Annotated in this window: 20 protein-coding genes and 2 pseudogenes; 13 read left to right on the top strand and 9 right to left on the bottom strand. The window is 71.2% G+C overall.

Annotation, left to right across the window (positions count from 1 at the left end; translation table 11 throughout):
- The first annotated feature begins 1 nt into the window (after position 1).
- The 6 genes and pseudogenes from glgB to F4559_RS05025 all read left to right on the top strand — a co-directional run bounded on the left by glgB (position 2) and on the right by F4559_RS05025 (position 6,587).
- Entirely contained in the window at positions 2 to 2,194 is a 2,193-nt protein-coding gene (gene glgB / locus F4559_RS05045; protein WP_184666409.1) for a 1,4-alpha-glucan branching protein GlgB, read from the top strand.
- A 42-nt stretch (positions 2,195 to 2,236) separates the two neighbouring features.
- Entirely contained in the window at positions 2,237 to 2,581 is a 345-nt protein-coding gene (locus F4559_RS34295) for an AlbA family DNA-binding domain-containing protein (protein ID WP_221447145.1), read from the top strand.
- Complete coding sequence (locus F4559_RS05040; protein WP_221447144.1) at positions 2,554 to 3,468, top strand: ATP-binding protein; 915 nt, start codon at positions 2,554 to 2,556, stop codon at positions 3,466 to 3,468. Before F4559_RS34295 ends, F4559_RS05040 begins: the two co-directional genes overlap by 28 nt.
- A complete protein-coding gene (locus tag F4559_RS05035; RefSeq protein ID WP_184666408.1) occupies positions 3,426 to 3,632 on the top strand; it encodes a hypothetical protein in 207 nt (68 codons plus the stop codon). Before F4559_RS05040 ends, F4559_RS05035 begins: the two co-directional genes overlap by 43 nt.
- Positions 3,633 to 3,683: 51 nt before the next feature.
- Positions 3,684 to 5,108: pseudogene (locus F4559_RS05030) on the top strand (neutral zinc metallopeptidase); the annotation flags it as partial.
- A gap of 51 nt (positions 5,109 to 5,159) precedes the next feature.
- On the top strand, positions 5,160 to 6,587 hold the full coding sequence (locus F4559_RS05025; protein WP_184666407.1) for a neutral zinc metallopeptidase: 1,428 nt from the start codon (positions 5,160 to 5,162) through the stop codon (positions 6,585 to 6,587).
- A gap of 309 nt (positions 6,588 to 6,896) precedes the next feature.
- Here F4559_RS05025 and F4559_RS05020 read toward each other — a convergent pair whose 3' ends face one another.
- Genes F4559_RS05020 through F4559_RS05010 form a run of 3 tightly spaced genes read right to left on the bottom strand, consistent with a single transcriptional unit; the run spans position 6,897 to position 9,051 of the window.
- Positions 6,897 to 7,856 carry a tetratricopeptide repeat protein gene (locus F4559_RS05020; protein WP_184666406.1) on the bottom strand — a complete coding sequence of 320 codons (960 nt, stop codon included), beginning with the start codon at positions 7,854 to 7,856 and terminating at the stop codon, positions 6,897 to 6,899.
- Positions 7,857 to 7,877: 21 nt separating this feature from the next.
- Complete coding sequence (locus F4559_RS05015) at positions 7,878 to 8,729, bottom strand: SCO6745 family protein (RefSeq protein ID WP_184666405.1); 852 nt, start codon at positions 8,727 to 8,729, stop codon at positions 7,878 to 7,880.
- A gap of 22 nt (positions 8,730 to 8,751) precedes the next feature.
- Complete coding sequence (locus F4559_RS05010; protein ID WP_184666404.1) at positions 8,752 to 9,051, bottom strand: MTH1187 family thiamine-binding protein; 300 nt, start codon at positions 9,049 to 9,051, stop codon at positions 8,752 to 8,754.
- Positions 9,052 to 9,091: 40 nt separating this feature from the next.
- Here F4559_RS05010 and F4559_RS05005 point away from each other — a divergent pair, with 40 nt between their 5' ends.
- Positions 9,092 to 9,595 carry a MarR family winged helix-turn-helix transcriptional regulator gene (locus F4559_RS05005; RefSeq protein WP_184666403.1) on the top strand — a complete coding sequence of 168 codons (504 nt, stop codon included), beginning with the start codon at positions 9,092 to 9,094 and terminating at the stop codon, positions 9,593 to 9,595.
- Positions 9,596 to 9,629: 34 nt separating this feature from the next.
- Complete coding sequence (locus F4559_RS05000; protein ID WP_184666402.1) at positions 9,630 to 10,664, top strand: phosphotransferase; 1,035 nt, start codon at positions 9,630 to 9,632, stop codon at positions 10,662 to 10,664.
- Here the strand turns inward: F4559_RS05000 and F4559_RS04995 are convergent.
- The 4 genes from F4559_RS04995 to F4559_RS04980 are packed head-to-tail and all read right to left on the bottom strand — an operon-like array spanning position 10,646 to position 15,226.
- Positions 10,646 to 10,939 (bottom strand): DUF3817 domain-containing protein, encoded by a 294-nt coding sequence (locus F4559_RS04995; protein WP_184666401.1) that lies wholly within the window; start codon positions 10,937 to 10,939, stop codon positions 10,646 to 10,648. The two genes, F4559_RS05000 and F4559_RS04995, sit on opposite strands and share 19 nt — an antisense overlap.
- Positions 10,940 to 10,982: 43 nt before the next feature.
- On the bottom strand, positions 10,983 to 12,023 hold the full coding sequence (locus F4559_RS04990; RefSeq protein ID WP_184666400.1) for an ABC transporter permease: 1,041 nt from the start codon (positions 12,021 to 12,023) through the stop codon (positions 10,983 to 10,985).
- Entirely contained in the window at positions 12,020 to 12,934 is a 915-nt protein-coding gene (locus F4559_RS04985) for an ABC transporter ATP-binding protein (protein WP_184666399.1), read from the bottom strand. The genes F4559_RS04990 and F4559_RS04985 overlap by 4 nt, the downstream gene beginning before the upstream one ends.
- A gap of 24 nt (positions 12,935 to 12,958) precedes the next feature.
- Positions 12,959 to 15,226, bottom strand: a complete 2,268-nt coding sequence (locus tag F4559_RS04980; RefSeq protein WP_184666398.1) for a GH92 family glycosyl hydrolase — start codon at positions 15,224 to 15,226, stop codon at positions 12,959 to 12,961.
- A 170-nt stretch (positions 15,227 to 15,396) separates the two neighbouring features.
- Here F4559_RS04980 and F4559_RS04975 point away from each other — a divergent pair, with 170 nt between their 5' ends.
- Genes F4559_RS04975 through F4559_RS04955 form a run of 5 tightly spaced genes read left to right on the top strand, consistent with a single transcriptional unit; the run spans position 15,397 to position 20,086 of the window.
- Complete coding sequence (locus tag F4559_RS04975; protein ID WP_184675469.1) at positions 15,397 to 16,371, top strand: LacI family DNA-binding transcriptional regulator; 975 nt, start codon at positions 15,397 to 15,399, stop codon at positions 16,369 to 16,371.
- A gap of 23 nt (positions 16,372 to 16,394) precedes the next feature.
- Positions 16,395 to 17,378, top strand: a complete 984-nt coding sequence (locus F4559_RS04970) for a class I mannose-6-phosphate isomerase (protein ID WP_184666397.1) — start codon at positions 16,395 to 16,397, stop codon at positions 17,376 to 17,378.
- Between the two features lie 4 nt (positions 17,379 to 17,382).
- Positions 17,383 to 18,135 carry an ATP-binding cassette domain-containing protein gene (locus tag F4559_RS04965; RefSeq protein ID WP_184666396.1) on the top strand — a complete coding sequence of 251 codons (753 nt, stop codon included), beginning with the start codon at positions 17,383 to 17,385 and terminating at the stop codon, positions 18,133 to 18,135.
- Entirely contained in the window at positions 18,132 to 19,109 is a 978-nt protein-coding gene (locus F4559_RS04960; protein WP_184666395.1) for an ABC transporter permease, read from the top strand. The genes F4559_RS04965 and F4559_RS04960 overlap by 4 nt, the downstream gene beginning before the upstream one ends.
- Positions 19,110 to 19,120: 11 nt before the next feature.
- A complete protein-coding gene (locus tag F4559_RS04955) occupies positions 19,121 to 20,086 on the top strand; it encodes an ABC transporter substrate-binding protein (RefSeq protein ID WP_184666394.1) in 966 nt (321 codons plus the stop codon).
- Positions 20,087 to 20,233: 147 nt separating this feature from the next.
- Here F4559_RS04955 and F4559_RS04950 read toward each other — a convergent pair whose 3' ends face one another.
- Positions 20,234 to 20,644, bottom strand: a complete 411-nt coding sequence (locus F4559_RS04950) for a VOC family protein (RefSeq protein ID WP_184666393.1) — start codon at positions 20,642 to 20,644, stop codon at positions 20,234 to 20,236.
- A 1-nt stretch (position 20,645) separates the two neighbouring features.
- Positions 20,646 to 20,747 (bottom strand): annotated as a pseudogene (locus tag F4559_RS04945) (ArsR family transcriptional regulator); the annotation flags it as partial.
- Positions 20,748 to 20,845: the final 98 nt, after the last annotated feature.

Genomic DNA, 20,845 nt, shown 5'->3' with positions numbered 1-20,845 from the left:
CGTGTACGCCATCCCGCCCGAGGACGTCGACCGGCTGCTGGCCGGTTCGCACCACGACCCGCACTCCGTGCTCGGCGTGCACCACGGGGCGGAAAGCGTCGTCGCACGGGCACTGCGCCCGGGTGCGTCGGCCGTCTCGGTCGTCGCGGGCGACAAGAGGTTCCCGCTGGACCGCGTCGCCGACGGGTTTTTCGCGGGCGCGCTGCCCGAGCACCCCGGCGACTACCGCCTGGAGGTCGAGTACGGCACCCGCACGGTCGAGGTCGACGACCCGTACCGGTGGCTGCCCACGATCGGCGAACTCGACCTGCACCTGATCGGCGAGGGTCGGCACGAGCGGCTGTGGGACGTGCTCGGCGCGCACGTGCGGCGGTTCGACACGGCCGACGGCGAGGTGACGGGCGTGTCGTTCGCGGTGTGGGCGCCCAACGCCCGGGGCGTGCGGGTGACCGGCGACTTCGACGGCTGGGACGGCCGGGCGAACCCGCTGCGCTCGCTGGGCTCGTCGGGCGTGTGGGAGCTGTTCATCCCGGACGCGCCGGTCGGCACCCGCTACAAGTTCCGCGTGCTCGGCCAGGACGGCACGTGGCACGAGAAGGCCGACCCGCTGGCGTTCGCCACCGAGACGCCGCCGCACACCGCGTCGATCGTGACCCGGTCCGAGCACGTGTGGGGCGACGCCGAGTGGGAGGCCCGCCGCGACGCGACCCGGTGGGAGAACGCGCCGATGTCGGTGTACGAGGTGCACCTGGGGTCGTGGCGGCAGGGCCTGGACTACCGCGAACTGGCCGACGAGCTGGCCGACTACGTGGTGGCGCAGGGGTTCACGCACGTCGAGCTGATGCCCGTGGCCGAGCACCCGTTCGGCGGGTCGTGGGGGTACCAGGTGACGTCGTACTACGCGCCGACGTCGCGGTTCGGCACGCCCGACGACTTCCGGTACTTCGTCGACACCCTGCACCGCCGGGGCGTGGGCGTGCTGGTCGACTGGGTGCCCGCGCACTTCCCGCGCGACTCGTGGGCGTTGGCGCGGTTCGACGGCACGCCGCTGTACGAGCACGGCGACCCGCGCCGGGGCGAGCACCCGGACTGGGGCACGCTGGTGTTCGACTTCGGCCGCAACGAGGTGCGCAACTTCCTCGTCGCCAACGCCCTGTACTGGATCGAGGAGTTCCACGTCGACGGGCTGCGCGTGGACGCGGTCGCGTCGATGCTCTACCTCGACTACTCCCGGGACGAGGGGCAGTGGGCGCCCAACCAGTTCGGCGGCCGGGAGAACCTCGACGCGGTCCGGTTCCTCCAGGAGCTGAACGCGACCGTCTACAAGCGACACCCCGGCGTGGTGATGGTGGCCGAGGAGTCGACCGCGTGGCCGGGCGTGACCAGGCCGACGCACCTGGGCGGGCTGGGATTCGGGTTCAAGTGGAACATGGGCTGGATGCACGACACGCTGCACTACCTGTCGCGTGAGCCCGTGCACCGGTCGTACCACCACAACGAGATCACGTTCTCGCTGGTGTACGCGTGGAGCGAGCACTTCGTGCTGCCGCTGTCGCACGACGAGGTCGTCCACGGCAAGGGCTCGCTGTGGCAGCGGATGCCCGGCGACGACTGGAACAAGGCGGCGGGGCTGCGGTCGCTGCTGGCGTTCATGTGGGCGCACCCGGGCAAGCAGCTGCTGTTCATGGGCGGCGAGTTCGGCCAGCGCGGCGAGTGGTCGGAGGCGCGGTCCCTGGACTGGGACCTGCTGGAGTCCGACTACCACCGGGGCGTCCAGTCGCTGGTCCGCGACCTGAACCACGCGTACCGCGCGCTGCCCGCGCTGTACAGCGCCGATTCCAGCCCGGACGGGTTCCAGTGGATCGACGCGAACGACTCGGGCGGCAACGTGCTGAGCTTCCTGCGCCTGGGCGAGGACGGCTCGCGGCTCGTGTGCGTGGCCAACTTCGCCGGCAACCCCCACCACGGGTACCGCGTGGGCGTGCCGAACGCGGGCGTGTGGCGCGAGATCGTGAACACGGACTCGACGGTGTACGCGGGTTCGGGCGTGGGCAACCTGGGCACGGTCGAAGCCGACCCCGACCCGTGGCACGGCCGCCCGGCGTCGCTGGTCCTGAACCTGCCGCCGTCCGGCGTCCTGTGGCTGACCCCGGACCCGCAACCGGCGGACGGTCCGCCCGACGACCTGTCGTAAGGGAAAGGGTGCGGCCGGACGGCTCCCACTGGTATCCGACGCGTGGCTTTGTCGGACGATGACCTCGATGTACTGCTCGGCGATCTGGAGTCGGACAGGATCGAACGCAAGGAGTCGGCCGGGAACACCGACAAGATCGCGCAGGCGATCTGCGCGTTCGCCAACGACCTTCCCGGGCACCGGCTGCCCGGCGTGCTGTTCGTCGGGGTGCGCGACGACGGGACACCGTCCGGTCTCGACCTCACCGATCAGCTGCTCCAGAACCTGGCCTCGTTCCGTGATCAGGGCAACATCCTTCCGCCTCCGTCGATCTCGGTGCGCAAGACGGAGCTGCGGGCAAGCCTGTCGCGGCGGTCGTCGTGCTGCCGAGCAACACCCCGCCGGTGAAGTACAAGGGCCAGGCGTGGATTCGCGTCGGCCCCCGTCGGGGAGTGGCCAACGCCGAGGACGAGCGTCAGCTCAACGAGCGCCGCCGCTCGCTCGACCTGCCGTTCGACAGCCGGCCGACGCCGGGCACGACACTCGACGACCTCGACCTCACGCTCTTCGAACGGCTCGTGATCCCCTCCCTGGTGCCGCCCGACGTGCCGGCCGCCAACGGCCGGACCACCGGTCAGCGGCTGGCCGCGTTGCGCCTCGTCTCTCCCGACCAAATCCCGACAGCGGCGGGCGTTCTCGCGATCGGCAACGACCCGACCGCGTGGTTGCCGGGTGCCTACGTCCAGTTCCTCCGCGTCGACGGCACCACGCTCGCGGACCCGCTGAACGACGAGAAGCGACTTTCCGGTCCGTTGCCGGACACGCTCCGCCAACTCGACGAGCTGCTCGCGCTCAACATCAGCTCGACGGTCGACTTCACGTCCGGCCCGACCGAGGCGCGGGTACCCGACTACCCGATCACCGCGCTCCAGCAGGTCGTCCGCAACGCGGTGCTGCACCGCGGCTACGAACACACGAACGCACCGATCCGGATCACCTGGTACGCGGACCGGATCGAGGTGGTCAACCCAGGTGGTCCGTTCGGCATGGTGTCGACCGGGAACTTCGGCAGCGGGCTGACCGACTACCGCAACCCGACGCTCGCCGAGATCATGCGTGGGCTGGGCTACGTGCAACGGTTCGGCGCGGGCATTCCGGTCACCCACCGAAGCCTGTCGGAGAACGGGAACCCGCCGGTCGAGTTCGACTCCCCGCCGAGTTCCGCACGTCGGTCCTGGGCGCGGACGGGGCCGTGCCCGCGCTGTCCGACGACCCCGACTGCCTGGGCACGCTGAAGCACTACCACAGCCTGATGCCGCTGGCCCAGGAAGCGCACAAGCCGATCTTCTCGCTGACCACGGCCGACGGTGCCTTCGGCGGTCACTTCCAAGCCGCACGCGACGCCTACGGCCACTTCCACGCACTGGCCGATCGCATCCTGGCGTCGATCCGCACCTGACCGACTCCGCACCGCAGGCATACGGCCACGGACAGGAGCCGTGCGGGCAAAGCCGACCGGGCAGGGGTCGGCTGCCTGCACAATGGCCTCATGCGGCAGGCAGCGACACGGCTGGTGAAGACGACGGTGCTCGTCGTGGCGGCACTCGGGGTGGCCGGTTGCACGCAGGTCGTGCCCGGACGGCCGGTCGCCGGCGCGTCGGTGGCCAAGGGCAGCGTCGACCCGTCGTTCATCAAGGGCACGGACGGCGGCCCGATCGACCGCCTGGCCGCCACCGCGATCACCGACGTGGAGACGTTCTGGAAGCAGTCGTTCCCGGAGACGTTCGGCAAGCAGTGGACGCCCCTGTCCGGCGGCATCTACTCCGTGGACACCGCCGACAAGCAGGCCAAGCCGCCGCCGTGCACCGAGAAGGCGAGCGACGTCGAGGGCAACGCCTTCTACTGCCCGAGCGCCGACGCGATCGCCTGGGACCGGGCGGCGCTGCTGCCCGTGCTCCAGGACCGCTTCGGCGACGCGGCGGTCGTGATCGTGCTCGCGCACGAGATGGGCCACGCCGTGCAGCGCCGGATGGGCATCACGCCCGAGGCCGAGCGCCGCGACCCGGCCCGCTACCCCACGATCCTCACCGAGGCGATGGCCGACTGCTTCGCCGGGTCGTTCGTGAAGTGGGTCAACGACGGCAAGTCGGAGAACCTGGATATCGGTTCGGACACGCTCGACTCGGCGCTGGGCGCGCTGATCACGTTCCGCGACCCGGTCGGCACGTCCGCGGGCGACCGGTCGGCGCACGGCAACGCGTTCGACCGGGTGTCGGCGTTCCAGGACGGCTACCAGCGGGGCACGAAGTTCTGCGCGGACATGTCCGTGGAGAACCGGGCGTTCACGCAGAAGGCGTTCACCAGCGTCGAGGACCGCGACAACGGCGGGAACCTACCGTTCCAGGAGATGCTGCGGCTGATCACGCCCGACCTCGACGCGTATTTCAAGAGCGTGGTGGAGGCCGGCGGCAAGACGTGGACCACGCCGCAGACCAAGGCCACCGAGCAGGAGCCCGAGTGCTCCGGTGACCAGGGTCCGATCGCGTTCTGCCCGACCGGGCGGACGATCGAGATCGACACCGCCGAGGAGCTGCCCGAACTGCACGCCGAGATCGGCGACTACGCCACGGGCGTGCTGCTGGCCGGGCGGTTCGGCCTGGTCGCGATGTCCGTGCTCGGCGTGGAGACCAAGGGCGAGAAGGCGGCGACGTCGGCGTTGTGCCTGGCCGGTGCGTACACGCGCGAGGTGTTCACGCGCGGGCGTGGGTTCGGGTTGTCGCCGGGCGACCTGGACGAGGCCGTGCAGGTGCTGCTGGCGTACGACTACGCGGCGCGCGACGGTGTCGGCGGCGCGACCGTGGGACCGGGGTTCAAGCGGGTCGACGTGTTCCGGTCCGGTGTCTTCGAGGGGATCGGGGCCTGCGGGCTGTCCTAGTCGGGTTACTGTTCACGACGATTCGGGCGGGGTACGGGACGGGGCTTGGGCATGGTCCGCAGGGTGGTTGCCGCGGTGGCGGTGCTCGGGTTGCTCAGCGCGTGCACGCAGCAGATCGCCGGTGTGGCGCGCACGGAACGGCCGGACGTGTCGAAGGTCGCGGGCCTGGACATCACCACCGGGGAGAGCGGCCCGAAGCCGGGCGTGCCCGACGCCGACCTGCGCGTGGAGAACGGCGACGGCGGCGAGATGGACCGGCTGTCGACGAACGCGCTGGCCGACGTCGAGGAGTACTGGTCGGAGCAGTTCCCGAAGCAGTTCGGCACCCGGTTCGAGTCGGTGAAGCGGCTGGTGTCGTACGACTCGAACGGCGCGGGCGTGGAGATCTGCCGCACCAACACCAAGGGTGTGGCGAACGCGTTCTACTGCTCGTTGGACGACAGCATCGCGTGGGATCGCGGTGAACTGCTGCCCATGCTCGACGACATGTTCGGGCCGATGTCGGTGGTGACCGTGCTCGCGCACGAGATGGGTCACGCCGTGCAGTACAAGCTCGGCGACAAGGGCGGCATCACGCAGGCCACGCCGTCGATCGTGAAGGAGCAGCAGGCGGACTGCTACGCGGGCAACTTCTTCCGCTGGGTGGCCGAGGGCAAGTCCGCGCACTTCCGCATCTCGACCGGTCCGGGCCTGAACCAGATCCTGTCGACGATGTTCTTCATCCGGGACGCGGCCGGCACGTCGGCGGAGAAGCAGGGCGCGCACGGCTCGGCGTTCGACCGCGTGGCCGCGTTCCAGTTCGGCTTCGCCGGGGACCCGAAGCGCTGTGCCCAAATCGACCCGGACGAGATCCGTTCGCGCATCACGCAGGAGGTCTTCGACCCGAACGAGCGTGATCTCGGCTTCGGCAAGGGCAACCTGCCGGTGAACGACCGCAAGTCCCTCGACCTGCTGGAGAGTTCGCTGCGGGACGCGTACAAGCAGTCCGGCGCCACCCCGCCGGCGCTGAAGGTCGGCGAGTCCTCGTGCCCGGACGCGCAGCCCACGTCGCCCGCGTCGTACTGCCCGGCGACCAACGAGATCTCCGTGGACATGCCGGAACTGGTCAAGATCGGCACCCCCCCGAAACGCGGGCAGAAGGGCGGGATCGGCGACTTCGCCGCGTTCGCCGAGATCGCGTCGCGCTTCGCGCTGTCGATCCAGAAGGCCACGGGCTACGCGCTGGAGGGCCCGGCGGCCGGCCTGCGCACCGCGTGCCTGACCGGGGCCTGGGCGGGTACGACCACCAAGGAGGGCGTGCAGTTGCGGCTGTCGTCCGGCGACCTGGACGAGGCGGTCGCCGAACTGCTCGCCGACAAGAGCCTGATCGCCGCGGACGTGAACGGCACCGTGGTCCCGTCGGGGTTCGCCCGCGTGGAGGCTTTCCGCGACGGCTTCTTCGAGGGCTCCGGCCTCTGCACCCGCAAGTACTCCGGCTGACCCGGACGGACACGCACCCCACACGCCACCCGTTCGACGGTGCCTGAGCGCGTATTTCAGGGTGTCCGAGCGGAGGACTCGCGAGGCACAGGGGTGCACGAGTGCACATTTCGCGGTGTCTGAACGCATAACTCGCGCGGCAAGGCACGGGCAGCATCTCGGGCAAGCCACCACGGAAGCGGCAGGCCATACAGGGAGGGACAAGCCCTCCTTGGCGGCCTGCCCAGCGGCGAGCGACCGCTTGTAGAGCTTCCCCGAAGCGACCGACAACGAAACCGACACCCGAACCCCGGCACAAGGCCGAAACGGTCAGTACAGCGCGGAAGCGAGGTTCCGCCGAGCGGCAGCCACCCGGGGGTCGTCCGCCGGGAACAGGTCGAACAACGCGATCAGGTGCCCGCGCACCCGGTCCCGGTCCTCCCCGTACACCCGCCGCACCGTGTCGACCAACCGCTTGAACGCCTGCTCGACCGCCTGCGTGGCGACCTCGAAATCCGCGGCGGCCAACTGCGCGTCGAGATCGTCCGGCGCCGCGTCGGCCACCGTGATCGCGTCCGCGGACACCGCCTCGGCACGGGCGGCGAACCGCACCTGGGCCAACGCCGCCTTGGCGTCCTCGTTGCCCGGTTCGGCGGACAGGATCGCCTCGTAAGCCGCCTCGGCCGCGGCGTAGTCCCCGACCTCGAACGCGTCCTCCGCGGCCAGGAAGCGCGGATCGGCCGGTTCCTCGACCACCTCGGCGCCACCGTCGCCCGACGCCTCGGCCTCGCGGATGCCGGGCAACCGGTCCCGCAACGCGTCGAGGATGCGCGCGATCCACTGCGCGAAGTCCTTCTCCGGCAACGGCCCGGCGAACCCGTCCACCGGCTGGCCGGCCGCCACGGCGATGACCGTGGGCACGGACTGCACCTGGAACAGCTGCCCGATGCGCGGGCTCTCGTCCACGTCGACCCGGGCGAGCAGCCAGGCGCCGCCGGCCGCACGCGCGGCCTTCTCCAGCACCGGCGACAACTGCCCGGCCTCCGGGCTCCACGACGCGGTCAACTCGACCACGACGGGCACCTCGAGCGAGCGTTCCACGACGGACTGGAAGGTCGCCTCGGTGACCTCGAGCACCCACGGGCTCGGGGCGGCGTCGGAGGGGGTCGGCGGCGGCGCGGAAGCCCGCTGACGTGCGGCGTCCGCACGAGCCTTCAGCGCACCGAGGTCGACCGCCCCGGACAACGCGGCGGACAGTGCGGCGGTCTTGCGTGGGTCTGGCCTCGTCACTGTTCCATCCTGGCACGGACCTCAGCCGGGCAGTTCGCGGACCGGGTCGATTCCCATGGGGTTGACGCGCATCGCGTCGTTGGCGACGCCCAACCGACGCGCGATCGGTGTCATCAGATCGAGGAATCGCCGGGTGGCGTCGTCGCCGACGGCCGACCACGGGTGCGCCGCGGCGGCATCCGTGCGCGCTTCGATGTCGGCACGCAGCGCGTGACCTGCCGGGGTGAGCACCCCTTCGGAGTACAGACCACGGTGGGTGAGCGCACGGACGGCGGCCCGCCACTCGTCGTCGGACCAGCCGCGCGCGATCTTCAGGTACGCCGGGTCGAGACCCTTGTCGGCACCGAACAGGACAAGGGTCTGGCACGGGTCGAGGTCGGCTGCGACGAGGGCCGCGATGTGACCGTCGCCCCGGTGCTCGCGCAGCGTCGTGCACGCCTGCCACAGGGCCAGATGCGGCTCGTCGGGCAACGGCAGCGCCTGGTTGGCGGCGCCCAGCGGTCGCCCGGCGAGCGGGATCGCCGAGGCCGCGGCCACGGCGATCTCCACCAGCTCGGCCGGTACGGTCACGTCCCCCAGCATGCGGCGCAACGCACCGTCGACGCCTTCCAGCCGGGCCTGGAGGAAGCGTCGGGCCGGTGCGACGTGCCACGCGTCGGGCAGGGCGCGCTCGACCTTCCGGGGGTGGAAGGAGAAGAACGCGGCCGTCACGGTCTGCGGCGCGGCTTCACCCAGGGGTGCCGCCCGCATGCCGAAGTAGCCCATCCAGCCGCCCTTGCAGCCGAGCGCGTCGGTGACCGCGCGCGACTCCGGCGTGAAGTAGGTGACGTCGTGGTAGGTCTCGAACCGCAGCCACAGGTCCCGGGGCGTCATGTTCAATTAGTAGGACGTCCGACTATTCGCCGGCAAGGTGCCGTTCGACGCGCTCCACCTTGGCGGTCAGCTGACCGGTGTACCCCGGACGGATGTCGGCCTTGAGCACCAGGCCCACCCGGGTCGACACGGCGGCCACCGCCTCGGTCGCCCGGCGGACCACGTCCATCACCTCGTCCCACTCGCCCTCGACCAGCGTGAACATCGCGTTGGTCTCGTTGGGCAGGCCCGAGTCGCGCACGACCCGGACCGCTTCGGCCACCGCGGCGGCGACGCTGTCGGACTCGCCACCGACCGGGCTGACACTGAACGCGACGAGCATGGCTGCCTCCTTGGCGGGTACCCACTGGTAGCTTCGGCGCATGACGTCCCAGCCGCTTCCGTTCGACCCCATCGCTCGTGCCGCCGAGTTGTGGGAGAAGCGGATCGGACCTTCCACCGCCATGGCGGCGGTCACCAGCGTCATGCGCGTACAGCAAATCATCCAGTCCGCCGTGGACGCCGCCCTCAAACCGCACGGGCTCACGTTCGCCCGCTTCGAGGCGTTGGTGTTGCTCACGTTCTCCCGGGCGGGCCACCTGCCGATGCGCGTGATGGGCGAACGGCTCCAACTCCACCCCACGAGTGTGACCAACATCGTCGACCGCCTGGAGGCCGACGGCCTGGTGCGCCGGCTGCCGCACCCGACCGACCGGCGAACCACCCTGGTGGAGATCACCGACGAGGGCCACGAGCGGCGCGAGGCCGCCACCGGCTCGGTCATCGAGGTCGACTTCGGCCTGGTCGGCCTGACCGACCGGCAGACCGACCAGCTCACCGAACTGCTGTCGCGGGTCCGCCGCACGGCCGGGGACTTCACCGACTGAGTAATCCGGTTGTGCCCACCGGGACAGTGGGGTGGTGCGACGGATCCGGGCGTTGGTGACGGTGGGCGGGGAGTTCGTCGGTGCGGCGCCGGACTTCGACGTCGAGAGCTTCTGGCTCAACGCCACCGAGGACGTGGTCGCGCACCTGGAAGCGGTCCTGGGCGTCCCGGTCAGCGTGTTGAGGCTGGAGCGCACCACCGAAGCCCGCCGGTCCGGCGACCTCGTCGTCTACCAGGTCGAAGCGGAGGCGATGCCCCGCGTCCCGCTCGACCGGAGCGTCGACCACGACTTCCCGGACCACCCGCTGCGGGTGCCGTGGGCCCGGCCGGGCGGCCCGAGGTCCCTGGTCGAGTGGGCCGACCGGCACGTGACCCGGACCGGTCCGGCGGTGCAGGTCAAGACCTGGCACCTGTCGTGCGTGTACCGCCTGCCCACCGATCGCGGCCCGGTGTGGGCCAAGGCGTTCCCCGGGTTCGTCGCCGACGAGGCCGCGGTCATCGCCCTGGTGCGCGAGGTCGACCCGACCCTGGTCCCCGAGGTGATCGCGAGCGAGCCCGGCCGCGTCCTGCTCGCCGACGTGCCCGGCGAGGACTGCTGGAACCCCACGCCCGAGGTGATCGCCGACGTCGTCCCGCGCCTGGTCGCCGTCCAGCACGCCCTGGCCGGACCGGCGAGGTCTCGGGTTCGGGGCATCGACGTCCCCGACTTCGGGTTGCCGGACACGCTGCTGCACGGCGACTTCCACCCCGGCAACTGGCGGTCGTCGGGCGTGGTGCTCGACTGGGCCGACGCGCACTGGGGCAACCCCGCGCTCGACGTCGGCCGCCTGCTCGGCTTCGTCGACCCGGCCAGCCACCCGCTGATCGAACGGACGTGGGCCGACGCGTGGCTCGCACACCGACCGGACAGCGATCCGCACCAGGCGATCCGGCACGGCCGGCACGCGTCACACCTGCTCGGCGCGCTGGTCTACCAGGACTTCCTCGACCACATCGAGCCCAGCGAACGCGTCTACCACGAGGGCGACCCGGCGGCCGAGCGCGCGAAGGCTCAGGCCAGCTTGCCCTGACGCTGCGCCCAGCGCTCGAACAGCACCGTGCCGAACGGCGGGATGCTCGCGAGCAGCGCCACGAACAGCACGCCCTTGCTCCACTTCTGCGCCATCATCAGCGTCACGAGCACGTAGCCCACGAAGATCGCGCCGTGGATCGGCCCGAAGACCTTCACGCCGATCTCGTTGCCGACGACCACGTACTTGAAGAACATCCCCAGCAGCAGGCCGGCCCAGGAGACGGCCTCGGCGAACGCGAGCAGACGGAACCGACCGACGGGCGTGTTCAGCATGCGTCCCATTGTGCGAGGTGACCGCGCTCACCGGACATCCGGGTCATTCCTCCCAGCGGAACAGGCGCACGGCCAGGAAGCTCATCACCAGCGTGAAGCCGATCAGCACCGAGGCGGGCACGAGCAGGGCCTCGATCCCCTTGCCGCGCACCAGGACGTCGAGCATCCCGTCGTTCATGTGCCGCAGCGGGAACACGGCCGAGACCGCCTTGAGCCAGCCCGGCGCGTCGTCCAGCGGGAAGAACGACCCGGACAGGAAGGCCATCGGCATCACGATGATGTTGGCCACGCCGTTGGCCGCCTCCTCGGTCTTGCTGAACGACCCGACGAACATGCCGATCGAGAAGAACGCCACCGAGCCGAGCATCAGCAACGGGATGGCCAGCCACCACTGCCCGGACAGCACCAGGCCGAACGGCTTGGTGGACGCGATGCCCACGAACAGCACGCCCTGCGCCAACGCCGTGCCGACGCTGATCAACAGCCGCGACGACAGCACCGTGAACGGGCTCACCGGCGCGAGCCTGATCCGGCGCAGCACCTGCTTGCGCCGCCACGACACCAGGGTCAGCGCCGCGCCGATCACCCCCGAGATCGACACCGCCCACGACAGGATGCCCGGCGTCAGGTACTGGATCGGCTTGAGCGAGGCGTCCTCGACCGAGGCGACGTCGAGGGTGAACCGGGGCGGCTGCCCGGTCGCGGCGACGTTGGCCCGGTCGACCACGCTCGCCACCACGCCGACCACCGTCTGCCCCTTGACCTGGTCACTGGCCGCGTAGAACACGCGGACGTCGTCGCCGTCGACGAGCACGGCGGCGGGCACGTCGCCGTCGTCGACCTGCCGACGCGCGGACGCCGCGTCGGTCCGCAGCAGCTCCAGCACGCCGGTGTCGCCCAGCGCGGTCACGACCGGCCCGTCGCCGGCCACCGCGATCTTCGTCTTGGACGCGCCGCCCGAGGAGAAGATCAGTCCGAAGACGACCAGGAACATCAGCGGGAACAGGAACGTGAAGAACAACGCGGTCCGGTCGCGGACCAGACCCTTGAGGATGGCGACCGACAGGCTGCGGAAGGACGTCACGCGCGGTACTCCCGCCCGGTCAGCCGGAGGAAGACGTCCTCCAGCGTGGCGGTGCGCACCTGGAGGCCGTCGAGCGTGCCGCGTTCGGCGAGCGCGGACAGCACGGGCGCCGGCCGTCGGGTCGAGATGGTCAGCGCGCCGTCCTTCTCCTGCACGGACTCGACGCCCGCGATGCCCCGCGCGTCCTCGACGCTCAGCGCGCCCTTCTGCACGACCACGTGCGTCGGCGCGTCCAGCCCGCGCACCAGCGACGCGGGCGTGTCCAGCGCGATGATCCGACCGGCATCCATGATCGCGACCCGGTCGCAGAGGATCTCGGCCTCGTCGAGGTAGTGGGTCGTGTAGACGATCGTCTTGCCCCGGGCCTGGATCGCGCGCAGCACGTCCCACAGGTTGCGGCGGGCCTGCGGGTCGAGCGCGGCGGTCGGCTCGTCCAGGAACACCACGTCGGGGTCGTGCACGAGCGCGCACGCGATGGACAGCCGCTGCCGCTGGCCGCCGGACAGCTTGTCCTCGCGCACGTCGGCCTTTTCGGTGAGCCCGACGAGGTCGAGCATCTCGTCCACGGCGCGTGCGGTCACGCCGTAGAGCGAGCCGAACGTGTGGAGCTGTTCCCGCGCGGTCAGCTTCTCGAAGAAGCTCGACGCCTGGAGCTGCACGCCGATGCGCGGCAGCAGGCGCGGGTTGCGCGGCCACGGGTTCTCCCCCAGGAGCGTCACCGTGCCGCTGTCGGGACGGCGCAGTCCCTCCACGATCTCCAACGTCGTCGTCTTGCCGGCGCCGTTCGGTCCGAGGATGCCGAAGAACTCGCCCTGGTCCACCGTGAACGACACACCGTCCACAGCGGTCAACGCACCGTAGTTTTTCCGGACCTCGGAGACGACGGCGGCCGGCTCGCCCACCCCAGTCATGCCTCAGACACTAATCGTTCGCGGTCAGCCGCACGGCGCCGACGGGCGGCTCTCCGGCGAGGTCCCCCACCGGGCCCGCGCGGGGTCGTCGGTGAGGGTGAAGTCGAGCCGGACGCCCGCGACGAGTTCGGCGTGGTCGACCCAGACCCGGTCGCGCACGCCCTCGACGTACTGGAGGACGCGCGGGTCGGCGCCGGGCGCGGTGATCGTCGGTCCGCCTTCGACGACGATCTCCTCGAACCTGGGCGCGTGCAGCACGTACCGCCCGGTGCCGGGTTCGACCGGGTAGAGGCCGAGCGCGGAGAACACGTACCACGCGGACATCTGGCCGAGATCGTCGTTGCCGGTGACGCCGGACGGTCCGGCCACGAACAGGGTCTGCGCGGCCCGGACCACGGCCGAGGTCTTCCACGGCTGCCCGATCAGCGTGTACATCCACGGCGCGTGCAGGTCCGGCTCGTTGTTCGGGTTGTAGCGGAACTGGTCGTAGTAGTCGTACGGGCCGACGACCCACTTCTCGCGGACCGTCCGCGCGGGGTCGGCGACCAGGTCGGCGTACGCGAAGAAGTCGTCCAGCCTGGCCAGTGCGCGGTCCTGGCCGCCGAGGAGGTCGACCAGGCCGGGGATGTCGTGCTGGACCAGCCACTGGTACTGCCACGCCGTGCCCTCGTGGAAGCCCTCGGGCCCCTGCGCGGTGTAGGGCTCCAGCCACCGGCCGTCGGCCAGGCGTGGCCGGGGGAAGCCGGTGAAGCCCCGGTCGGTGACCGACGGGTCCCACAGCACGCGGTAGTTCCGGCCGCGTCCGCGCAACACCGCGGCGTCCTCGTGGTGCCCGAGCCCGGCCGCCATGATCGACAACGCGCAATCGGCCAGTGCGTACTCGAACGTGGCGGACGCGCCGTGGTGCGGGTCGACGTCCTGGCCCTTCTTCGGGAACGCCTTGTCGTACTGGACGAATCCCCGGCTCAGGTAGGACGGGTTCCCGGAGCGCCCCTCGAACGGCGACGACGCGGGCGGCACCGACGTGGCGTTGCGCCAGAGCGCCGCGTACGCCCGCTCCTCCAGTCCTTCGAGCGCGCCGAACCGCCACAGGTCGACCAGGAACGGGGTGACCGGGTCGCCGGTCATCGTGTTGGTCTCCTGGTTGGCGTAGGCCCAGCGCGGCAGCCACCCGCCCTGCTCCTCGATCGCCAGCAGCGACCGGCCGATGTCCCGTGCACGCTCGGGGCGCAGCAACGCCAAGAGTTGGTTTTGCGCCCTATAGGTGTCCCACAGCGAGAAGTACTCGTAGTAGGTCCAGCCGTCGGCGTGGTGGATCCGGTTGTCGAATCCCCGATAGCGGCCGTCGATGTCGTTGCCGGTCAGCGGTTGCAACAGCACGTGGTACAGCGCCGTGTAGAAGACCGTGCGGTCGGTCGCGTCGGCGGTGGAGATCGAGATGCTGTCCAGTTCACGCCGCCAGGCCGCCCGCGCCGCCGCGCGCACCGCGTCGAACGTCATGCCGCGCGACTCCGCCAGGTTGCGGTCCGCGCCTTCGGCGTCCACATGCGACAGTGCGGTGTACGCCGTCACGGGTGCGCCGTCGGCGAACGAGACCCACTGGCCGCGCAGCCCCGCGCCGCCCGACTCACCACCCCAGTTGCCCGTGCGGGCGAACGGCCGGTCGAACGTCGTGGTGAAGTACGTCGTGTACGGCCGTCCACCGCAGAACGCCTGCGCGGTCACGGTTCCGGTGAGCGTGCGGTCGCCGACCACGCGGACCGAGCTGCCGGAGACCGGTTCCTTGTCGTTGGCCTGGCCGACGTTGACGAGCACGTGCGCCGTCGTGCCGGCCGGGAACGTGAACCGCTCGACGCCGGTGCGCGTGGTGGCCGTCGACTCGACGAGCACGCCCGAGCCGAGCCGCACCCGGTAGTAGCCGGGTTTGCCGACCTCGTCCTCGTGCGAGTACGGCACCGCGTAGCGGCGGTGGTCGAACGAACGCGGCAGACCCGTCGTGGGCAGGATCGACACCAGGCCGCCCTGCTCGTAGCAGCCCGCGCCGGACAGGAAGAAGTGGCCGAAGCCCCGGATCGCCGGGTCGTCGTAGCGCCAGCCCGCGTAGTGCGACCCGATCGGACTGGAGTGCGTCATGCCGAACGGCATCGAGGCACCGGGGAACGTGTTGCCCTCGTCCTGCGTGCCGATGAACGTGTCCACCGACTCGACGGTGTCCGCCGTTTCCGCCACGGGAACCACGATAACCAGGGCCGACAGCAGCGACCAGATCGCCGACAGCACCTTCACCCGCATGCCACACGCTCCTCGCTTTCCGACTGCGGGTAGTCAAACCCTTGCCGAGGGTGTGCGCAGCGCGTCAAGCTGGTCGTCCGGTCCGAAGCGTTGACACGACCTGGCGCGAGGTGTGTGATTCGTCGACCATGACAACGTTGTCCCCGAACGGCGCGGTGCGGCGGGCCACGATGAACGACGTGGCCCGGTTGGCGGGCGTGAGCATCAAGACCGTGTCCCGCGTGGTGAACGACGAGGTGGGCGTGCACCCGGCCACCGCCGAACGCGTCCTCGCCGCGATCGACCAACTGGGTTTCCGGCGCAACCTCAGCGCCCGCAACCTGCGACGCGGCTCGTCGACCGGCGCGGTCGGTCTGGTGCTGGAGGACGTCGCGAACCCGTTCTACTCCGGCGTGACGCGCGCGGTCGAGGAGACCTCGCGACTGCGCGGGCGCCAGGTGATCACCGGCTCGTCCGACGAGGACCCGAACCGGGAACGCGAGCTGGCGCTGGACTTCTGCTCGCGCCGGGTGGACGGGCTGCTGATCGTGCCCGCCGGGTCGCAGCACGCCTACCTCGTACCGGAGATGCGCGCGGGCACGCCCGTGGTGTTCCTGGACCGGCCGGCGGGCGACATCGCCGCGGACACCGTGCTCGTGGACAACGTGGGCGGCACGGCGGCGGCCGTCGCGCACCTCGTGGCGCACGGGCACCGGAAGATCGCCTTCCTGGGCGACGCGCCGGACATCTTCACGGCGGCCGAACGCCTGCGCGGCTACCGCGAGGGCTGTGTGCGCGCGGGCATCGGACCGCACGAGGACCTGGTCGTGATGGGTCCGCACGACGCGGCGTCGGTCGCGGCGGCCCTGCGGTCGCTGGCGGACCGGGCCACGGCCGTGGTGACCGGCAACAACCGGATCACCGTGCACGCGGTGCGCGCGCTGGCCGGGTGGACCCGAAGACCCGCGCTGGTCGGCTTCGACGACTTCGAGCTGGCGGACCTGCTCTCGCCACCGGTGACCGTGATCGCGCACGACGCGAGCGCGCTGGGCCGGGCCGCCGCCGACCTGCTGTACGCCCGGCTGGACGGTGACACCGGACCGCCGAAACGCGTCGTCCTGCCCGTCCGCCTCGTGGCGCGGGGGTCGGGCGAGACATCTCCCTGAAGCCGCGGAGAGGAGGCCGCCGCATGGACGCGGTGGCGGTGGGGGCCAACCAGCCCCGGCAGTTCTACCGGGGCGGCGCGGCCATCGCGCGGTTCCGGGGCACCGCCGACGCGGCGGGTCCCGAGGACTGGGTCGCCTCGACGACGTCCCGGTTCGGCGACGCGGACGCCGGGCTGTCGCGGTTGCCGGACGGGCGGCTGCTGCGCGACGCGATCGCGGCCGACCCGGTGCCGTGGCTGGGACCCGGGCACGTCGCGGCGTTCGGCGACGACACGGCGTTGCTGGTCAAACTGCTCGACGCCGGGCAACGGCTGCCCGTGCACCACCACCCCTCCGACGCGTTCGCCGCGGCCCACCTGGACTGCCGGCACGGCAAGACCGAGGCGTGGGTGGTGATCGGCACGGAAGGCCCGGACCCCGTGGTGTACCTGGGTTTCCGCGAGGACGTGCCGCCCGGCGTGGTCGAGCGGTGGGTGTCCGAACAGGACTCGGCGGCGATGCTGGCCGCGCTCAACCGGTTCCCGGTCTCCCCCGGCGACACGGTGTTCGTCCCGGCGGGCACGCCGCACGCGATCGGCGCCGGGGTGTTCATCGTGGAACTCCAGCAGCCGACGGACTTCTCGATCACGTTGGAGTGGCGCGGTTTCCTGCCCGACGCGGACGCCGGTCACCTCGGCCTGGGCTACGCCGCGGCGTTGCGCGGCCTCGACCGGTCCGCCCGCGACGTCGCTCCCCTGGTGCGCGCCACGCGCGGGTCGGTGCGGACGTCGGTCGCGCTGTTCGACGCGGTGGCCGACCCGTACTTCCGGGCCGACCGGCTGCACGTGTCCGGGCACGTCGACCTCGACCCGTCGTTCGCGGTGTTGATCGTGCTGGAGGGCACGGGGTCGCTCGGGCCGGTGGCACTGCGGCGCGGGAGCACGGTCGTCGTGCCGCACGGCGCGGACGCCCCGGTGCTCACCGGCGACCTGGTCGCGGTGCGGTGCCGCCCACCGGTGAGGAGCTGAGGCGATGAGCGAACCCCTGTTGGCCGCCGACGGGCTGGTCAAGCGGTACGGCGGCGTGGAGGCGTTGCGCGGCGCGTCGTTCACCGCGCACGCGGGCGAGGTCGTGGCGTTGATCGGCGACAACGGCGCGGGCAAGTCGACGCTGGTCAAGTGCCTGTCCGGCACCGAACGGCCGGACGCGGGCACGATCCTGCTGCGCGGCTCGCCGGTCACCTTCGCCTCGCCCCTGGACGCCCGCGCGGCCGGGGTCGAGACCGTCTACCAGGACCTGGCCGTCGCACCGGACCTGGACCCGGCCGCGAACCTGTTCCTGGGCCGGGAACTGCGCCGGTCGGGGTTCCTGGGCGCGTTGGGCGTGCTGGACCACCGGGAGATGCGGCGGCGGGCGGCGATGGCGTTCGAGGACCTGGGCGTGTCGCTGCCGAGCCTGGACGTGCCGATCGGGGCGCTGTCCGGCGGGCAGCGGCAGAGCGTGGCCGTGGCGCGGTCCGTGGTGTGGGCCAACGACCTGGTGTTCATGGACGAGCCGACCGCGGCGTTGGGCGTGGTGCAGCGCGAACGCGTGCTCGACGTGATCCGCCGGGTCCGCGACCGGGGCATCGCCGTGGTGCTGATCAGCCACAACATGCCCGAGGTGCTGGCCGTGTCGGACCGCGTCGAGGTGCTGAGGCTGGGGCAGCGGGTGGCGCGGTTCACCGCCGCGGACACCACCGTGGAGGAACTCGTCGGCGCGATGACCGGGGCGGTGGAGTCGTGAGGCGACTGCTGGGCGCGAACACGCTGTGGATCGGGCTCGTCCTGTTGGTGCTGATCGCGGTGTTCGGCGCGCTGCGGCCCGATGCCGTGCTGACCGTGTTCACGCTCCAGACCACGCTCGTCGAGACCGCGGTGCTGCTGGTGCTGTCGGTGGGCATGACGTACGTGGTGATCACCGCCGGGATCGACCTGTCCGTCGGCTCGGTGCTGGTGTTCTCCGGCGTGACGGCCGCGATGACCATGAACGCGCTGTCCGGTGGCGACGCCACCGACGCCGGCTGGGGCGTCGTGGTCGTGGGACTGCTCGTCGCGGTGGTCAGCGGCGCGGCGTGGGGCCTGCTCAACGGGGTGCTCGTGGCCCGTGCGGGCATCCCGCCGCTGATCGTGACGCTGGGGTCGTTCGGTGCCGCGCTCGGTGCCGGGCAGTTGCTGTCGAACGGCTCGAACGTGGGCGGTGTGCCGGAGGTGCTGGCGGACAGCCTGGGCACGGGCACCTGGTTCGGCGTGCCCGACCTGGTGCTCCTGGCGGCGGTGGTGACCGCGCTGGGCGCGCTGGTCCTGGGCACGACCCGGTTCGGCCGGCACACCTACGCGATCGGCTCCAACGCCGAGGCCGCGCGCCGGGCGGGCATCCGGGTCACCCGCCACCTGGTCCGGGTGTACCTGCTGGCCGGGACGTTGGCGGGGCTGGCCGGGTTCATGGCGCTGGCGTACTTCCGCGTCGCGTCGATCACCGGGCACGACACGGACAACCTGAACGCGATCGCGGCCGTGGTGCTCGGCGGCACGAGCCTGTTCGGCGGCGCCGGCTCGGTGATCGGCACGGTGCTGGGCGTGTTCGTGCCCGCCGTGCTGCGCAAGGGGTTCGTGATCGTGGGCGTGAACGTGTACTGGCAGCCGATCGCGGTCGCGGTCGTGCTGGTGGCGGCGGTCTGGTTCGACCAGTCGCGGCGCAAGGCGCGGGACCAACGCTAGGAGGAGGGGACATGTCAACGAGGACTGCGGCTCTTCTGTCGGCGCTGTTGCTGCTCACCGCGTGCGGTGGCGGTGGGCAGATCGGCGACACCGGCGGCGGTGGCACGGACGCCAAGCGGCTGGTGCTGATCCCGGGGGTGGCGGCCGAGCCGTTCTACATCTCCATGGAGTGCGGCTTCCGCGAGGCGGCCAAGGCCCAGGGCTTCGACGTGGACGTGCAGGCGCCGGCGAAGTTCGACTCGACGTTGCAGACCCCGATCGTGACCGGCGTGCTCGGCAACAAGCCGGGCGCGGTGCTGATCGCGCCGACCGACGACAAGGCCATGGCCGGTCCGATCCGCCAGTTGAAGGACGCGGGCATCAAGGTCGTGGAGGTCGACACCCGGCTGGCCGACACGTCGATCGCGGTGTCGACCGTGTCGTCGGACAACGAGCAGGGCGGGCGGTTGGCGGCACAGACGCTGGCGAAGCTCGTCGGGAACAAGTCCGGTTCGGTGCTCGTGCTCGACACCAAGGCGGGGACGTCCACGACCGACGCCCGCGCCAAGGGCTTCGAGGACGAGCTGAAGAAGTACCCGAACCTGCGCTACACCGGCCGCCAGTTCACCGACAACGAGCCCGACCAGGCCGCGTCGAAGACCACCGGCGTCCTGGCCGGCAACCCCGACCTGATCGGCGTGTTCGCCACCAACCTCAACACCGGCGAAGGTGCGGCCACCGGTCTGCGCAACGCCGGCAAGACCGGCCAGGTGAACCTGATCGGCTTCGACGCCTCGCCCAAGCAGGTCGAGGACCTGAAGTCCGGCGTCGTGCAGGCGCTCATCGCGCAGGACCCGGCCGGCATCGGCTCGACCGGCGTGGACCTGGCGGCCAAGGCCATCCAGGGCGGCGCGGTGGAACGCGAGGTGCAGACCGAACTCGTCGCGCTGACCAAGGACTCGTTGCAGGAGAAGTACTTCTACAAGCAGAAGTGCTGACGTTCCGGCCCGGCGGCGGCGCGGCCGACCTCGCCGCCGCCGGGTCGTACGGCCTTCGCGGAAGCCGTCGTACCCGCCCACCCGGCCGGTGTCGGAGAATCCACTGTGGACCGGCCGGGGTCGGCGGCGATCCCTCCCGCTCGACCGTCAGTCGAGCTGGACGAGCACGATCAGGTTGCCGCAGGTGTCGTCGAACACGGCCTGCGCGCCGAAAGGCGTCTTCGTCGGTTCCAGGGTGAACCTGACCCCGTGTGCGGTCATCCGCTCGTAGTCCTTCTGGAGGTCCTTGGTGCCGAGCATGGTGTAAGGCATGCCCGCGTCGTAGAGGGTCTTCTTGTAGACGCGGGCGGCGGGCTCGTCCCCGATCCGGATGCCGGGGTTGCCGTCGGGTTCGAGCAGGATCTCGACGCCGTCGGGCGCCTCGGGCGAGACGACGGTCAGCCACTTGGCGTCGCCGACCGGGACGTCCTGCTTCTTCACGAAGCCCAGCACCTCGGTGTAGAAGGCCAGGGCCTTGTCCTGGTCGTCGACCGGGATGCCGGTCACGGGGACGTACATGTCAGTCCTTCTCCTCGCGTCGAACCGTCGGGTGCACGGCGACCACGATCCGGTGCGACCGGCCGGCGTCGTCGTGGTATTTCGAGACCAGCGCGGTCACGGCACCGGCCGGCAGTCGCGCCCGCACCGGGTCCAGGGGCACCTCGGCCGCACCCGGATCGTCGATCACCGCCACGTCGTGCACGCCGCCACCCTCACCCC

Source organism: Saccharothrix violaceirubra (assembly GCF_014203755.1).
GTDB classification, from domain to species: Bacteria; Actinomycetota; Actinomycetes; order Mycobacteriales; family Pseudonocardiaceae; genus Actinosynnema; species Actinosynnema violaceirubrum.
This window is presented reverse-complemented; position numbering and strand designations above follow the sequence as displayed.

Coding starts and splice junctions, on each gene's coding strand:
- F4559_RS05025 (WP_184666407.1), top strand. CDS start 5,160: ATGGTCCGCAGGGTGGTTGCCGCGGTGGCGGTGCTCGGGTTGCTCAGC.
- F4559_RS05015 (WP_184666405.1), bottom strand. CDS start 8,729: ATGACGCCCCGGGACCTGTGGCTGCGGTTCGAGACCTACCACGACGTC.
- F4559_RS05010 (WP_184666404.1), bottom strand. CDS start 9,051: ATGCTCGTCGCGTTCAGTGTCAGCCCGGTCGGTGGCGAGTCCGACAGC.
- F4559_RS05005 (WP_184666403.1), top strand. CDS start 9,092: ATGACGTCCCAGCCGCTTCCGTTCGACCCCATCGCTCGTGCCGCCGAG.
- F4559_RS04995 (WP_184666401.1), bottom strand. CDS start 10,939: ATGCTGAACACGCCCGTCGGTCGGTTCCGTCTGCTCGCGTTCGCCGAG.
- F4559_RS04985 (WP_184666399.1), bottom strand. CDS start 12,934: ATGACTGGGGTGGGCGAGCCGGCCGCCGTCGTCTCCGAGGTCCGGAAA.
- F4559_RS04980 (WP_184666398.1), bottom strand. CDS start 15,226: ATGCGGGTGAAGGTGCTGTCGGCGATCTGGTCGCTGCTGTCGGCCCTG.
- F4559_RS04975 (WP_184675469.1), top strand. CDS start 15,397: ATGAACGACGTGGCCCGGTTGGCGGGCGTGAGCATCAAGACCGTGTCC.
- F4559_RS04970 (WP_184666397.1), top strand. CDS start 16,395: ATGGACGCGGTGGCGGTGGGGGCCAACCAGCCCCGGCAGTTCTACCGG.
- F4559_RS04965 (WP_184666396.1), top strand. CDS start 17,383: ATGAGCGAACCCCTGTTGGCCGCCGACGGGCTGGTCAAGCGGTACGGC.
- F4559_RS04955 (WP_184666394.1), top strand. CDS start 19,121: ATGTCAACGAGGACTGCGGCTCTTCTGTCGGCGCTGTTGCTGCTCACC.
- F4559_RS04950 (WP_184666393.1), bottom strand. CDS start 20,644: ATGTACGTCCCCGTGACCGGCATCCCGGTCGACGACCAGGACAAGGCC.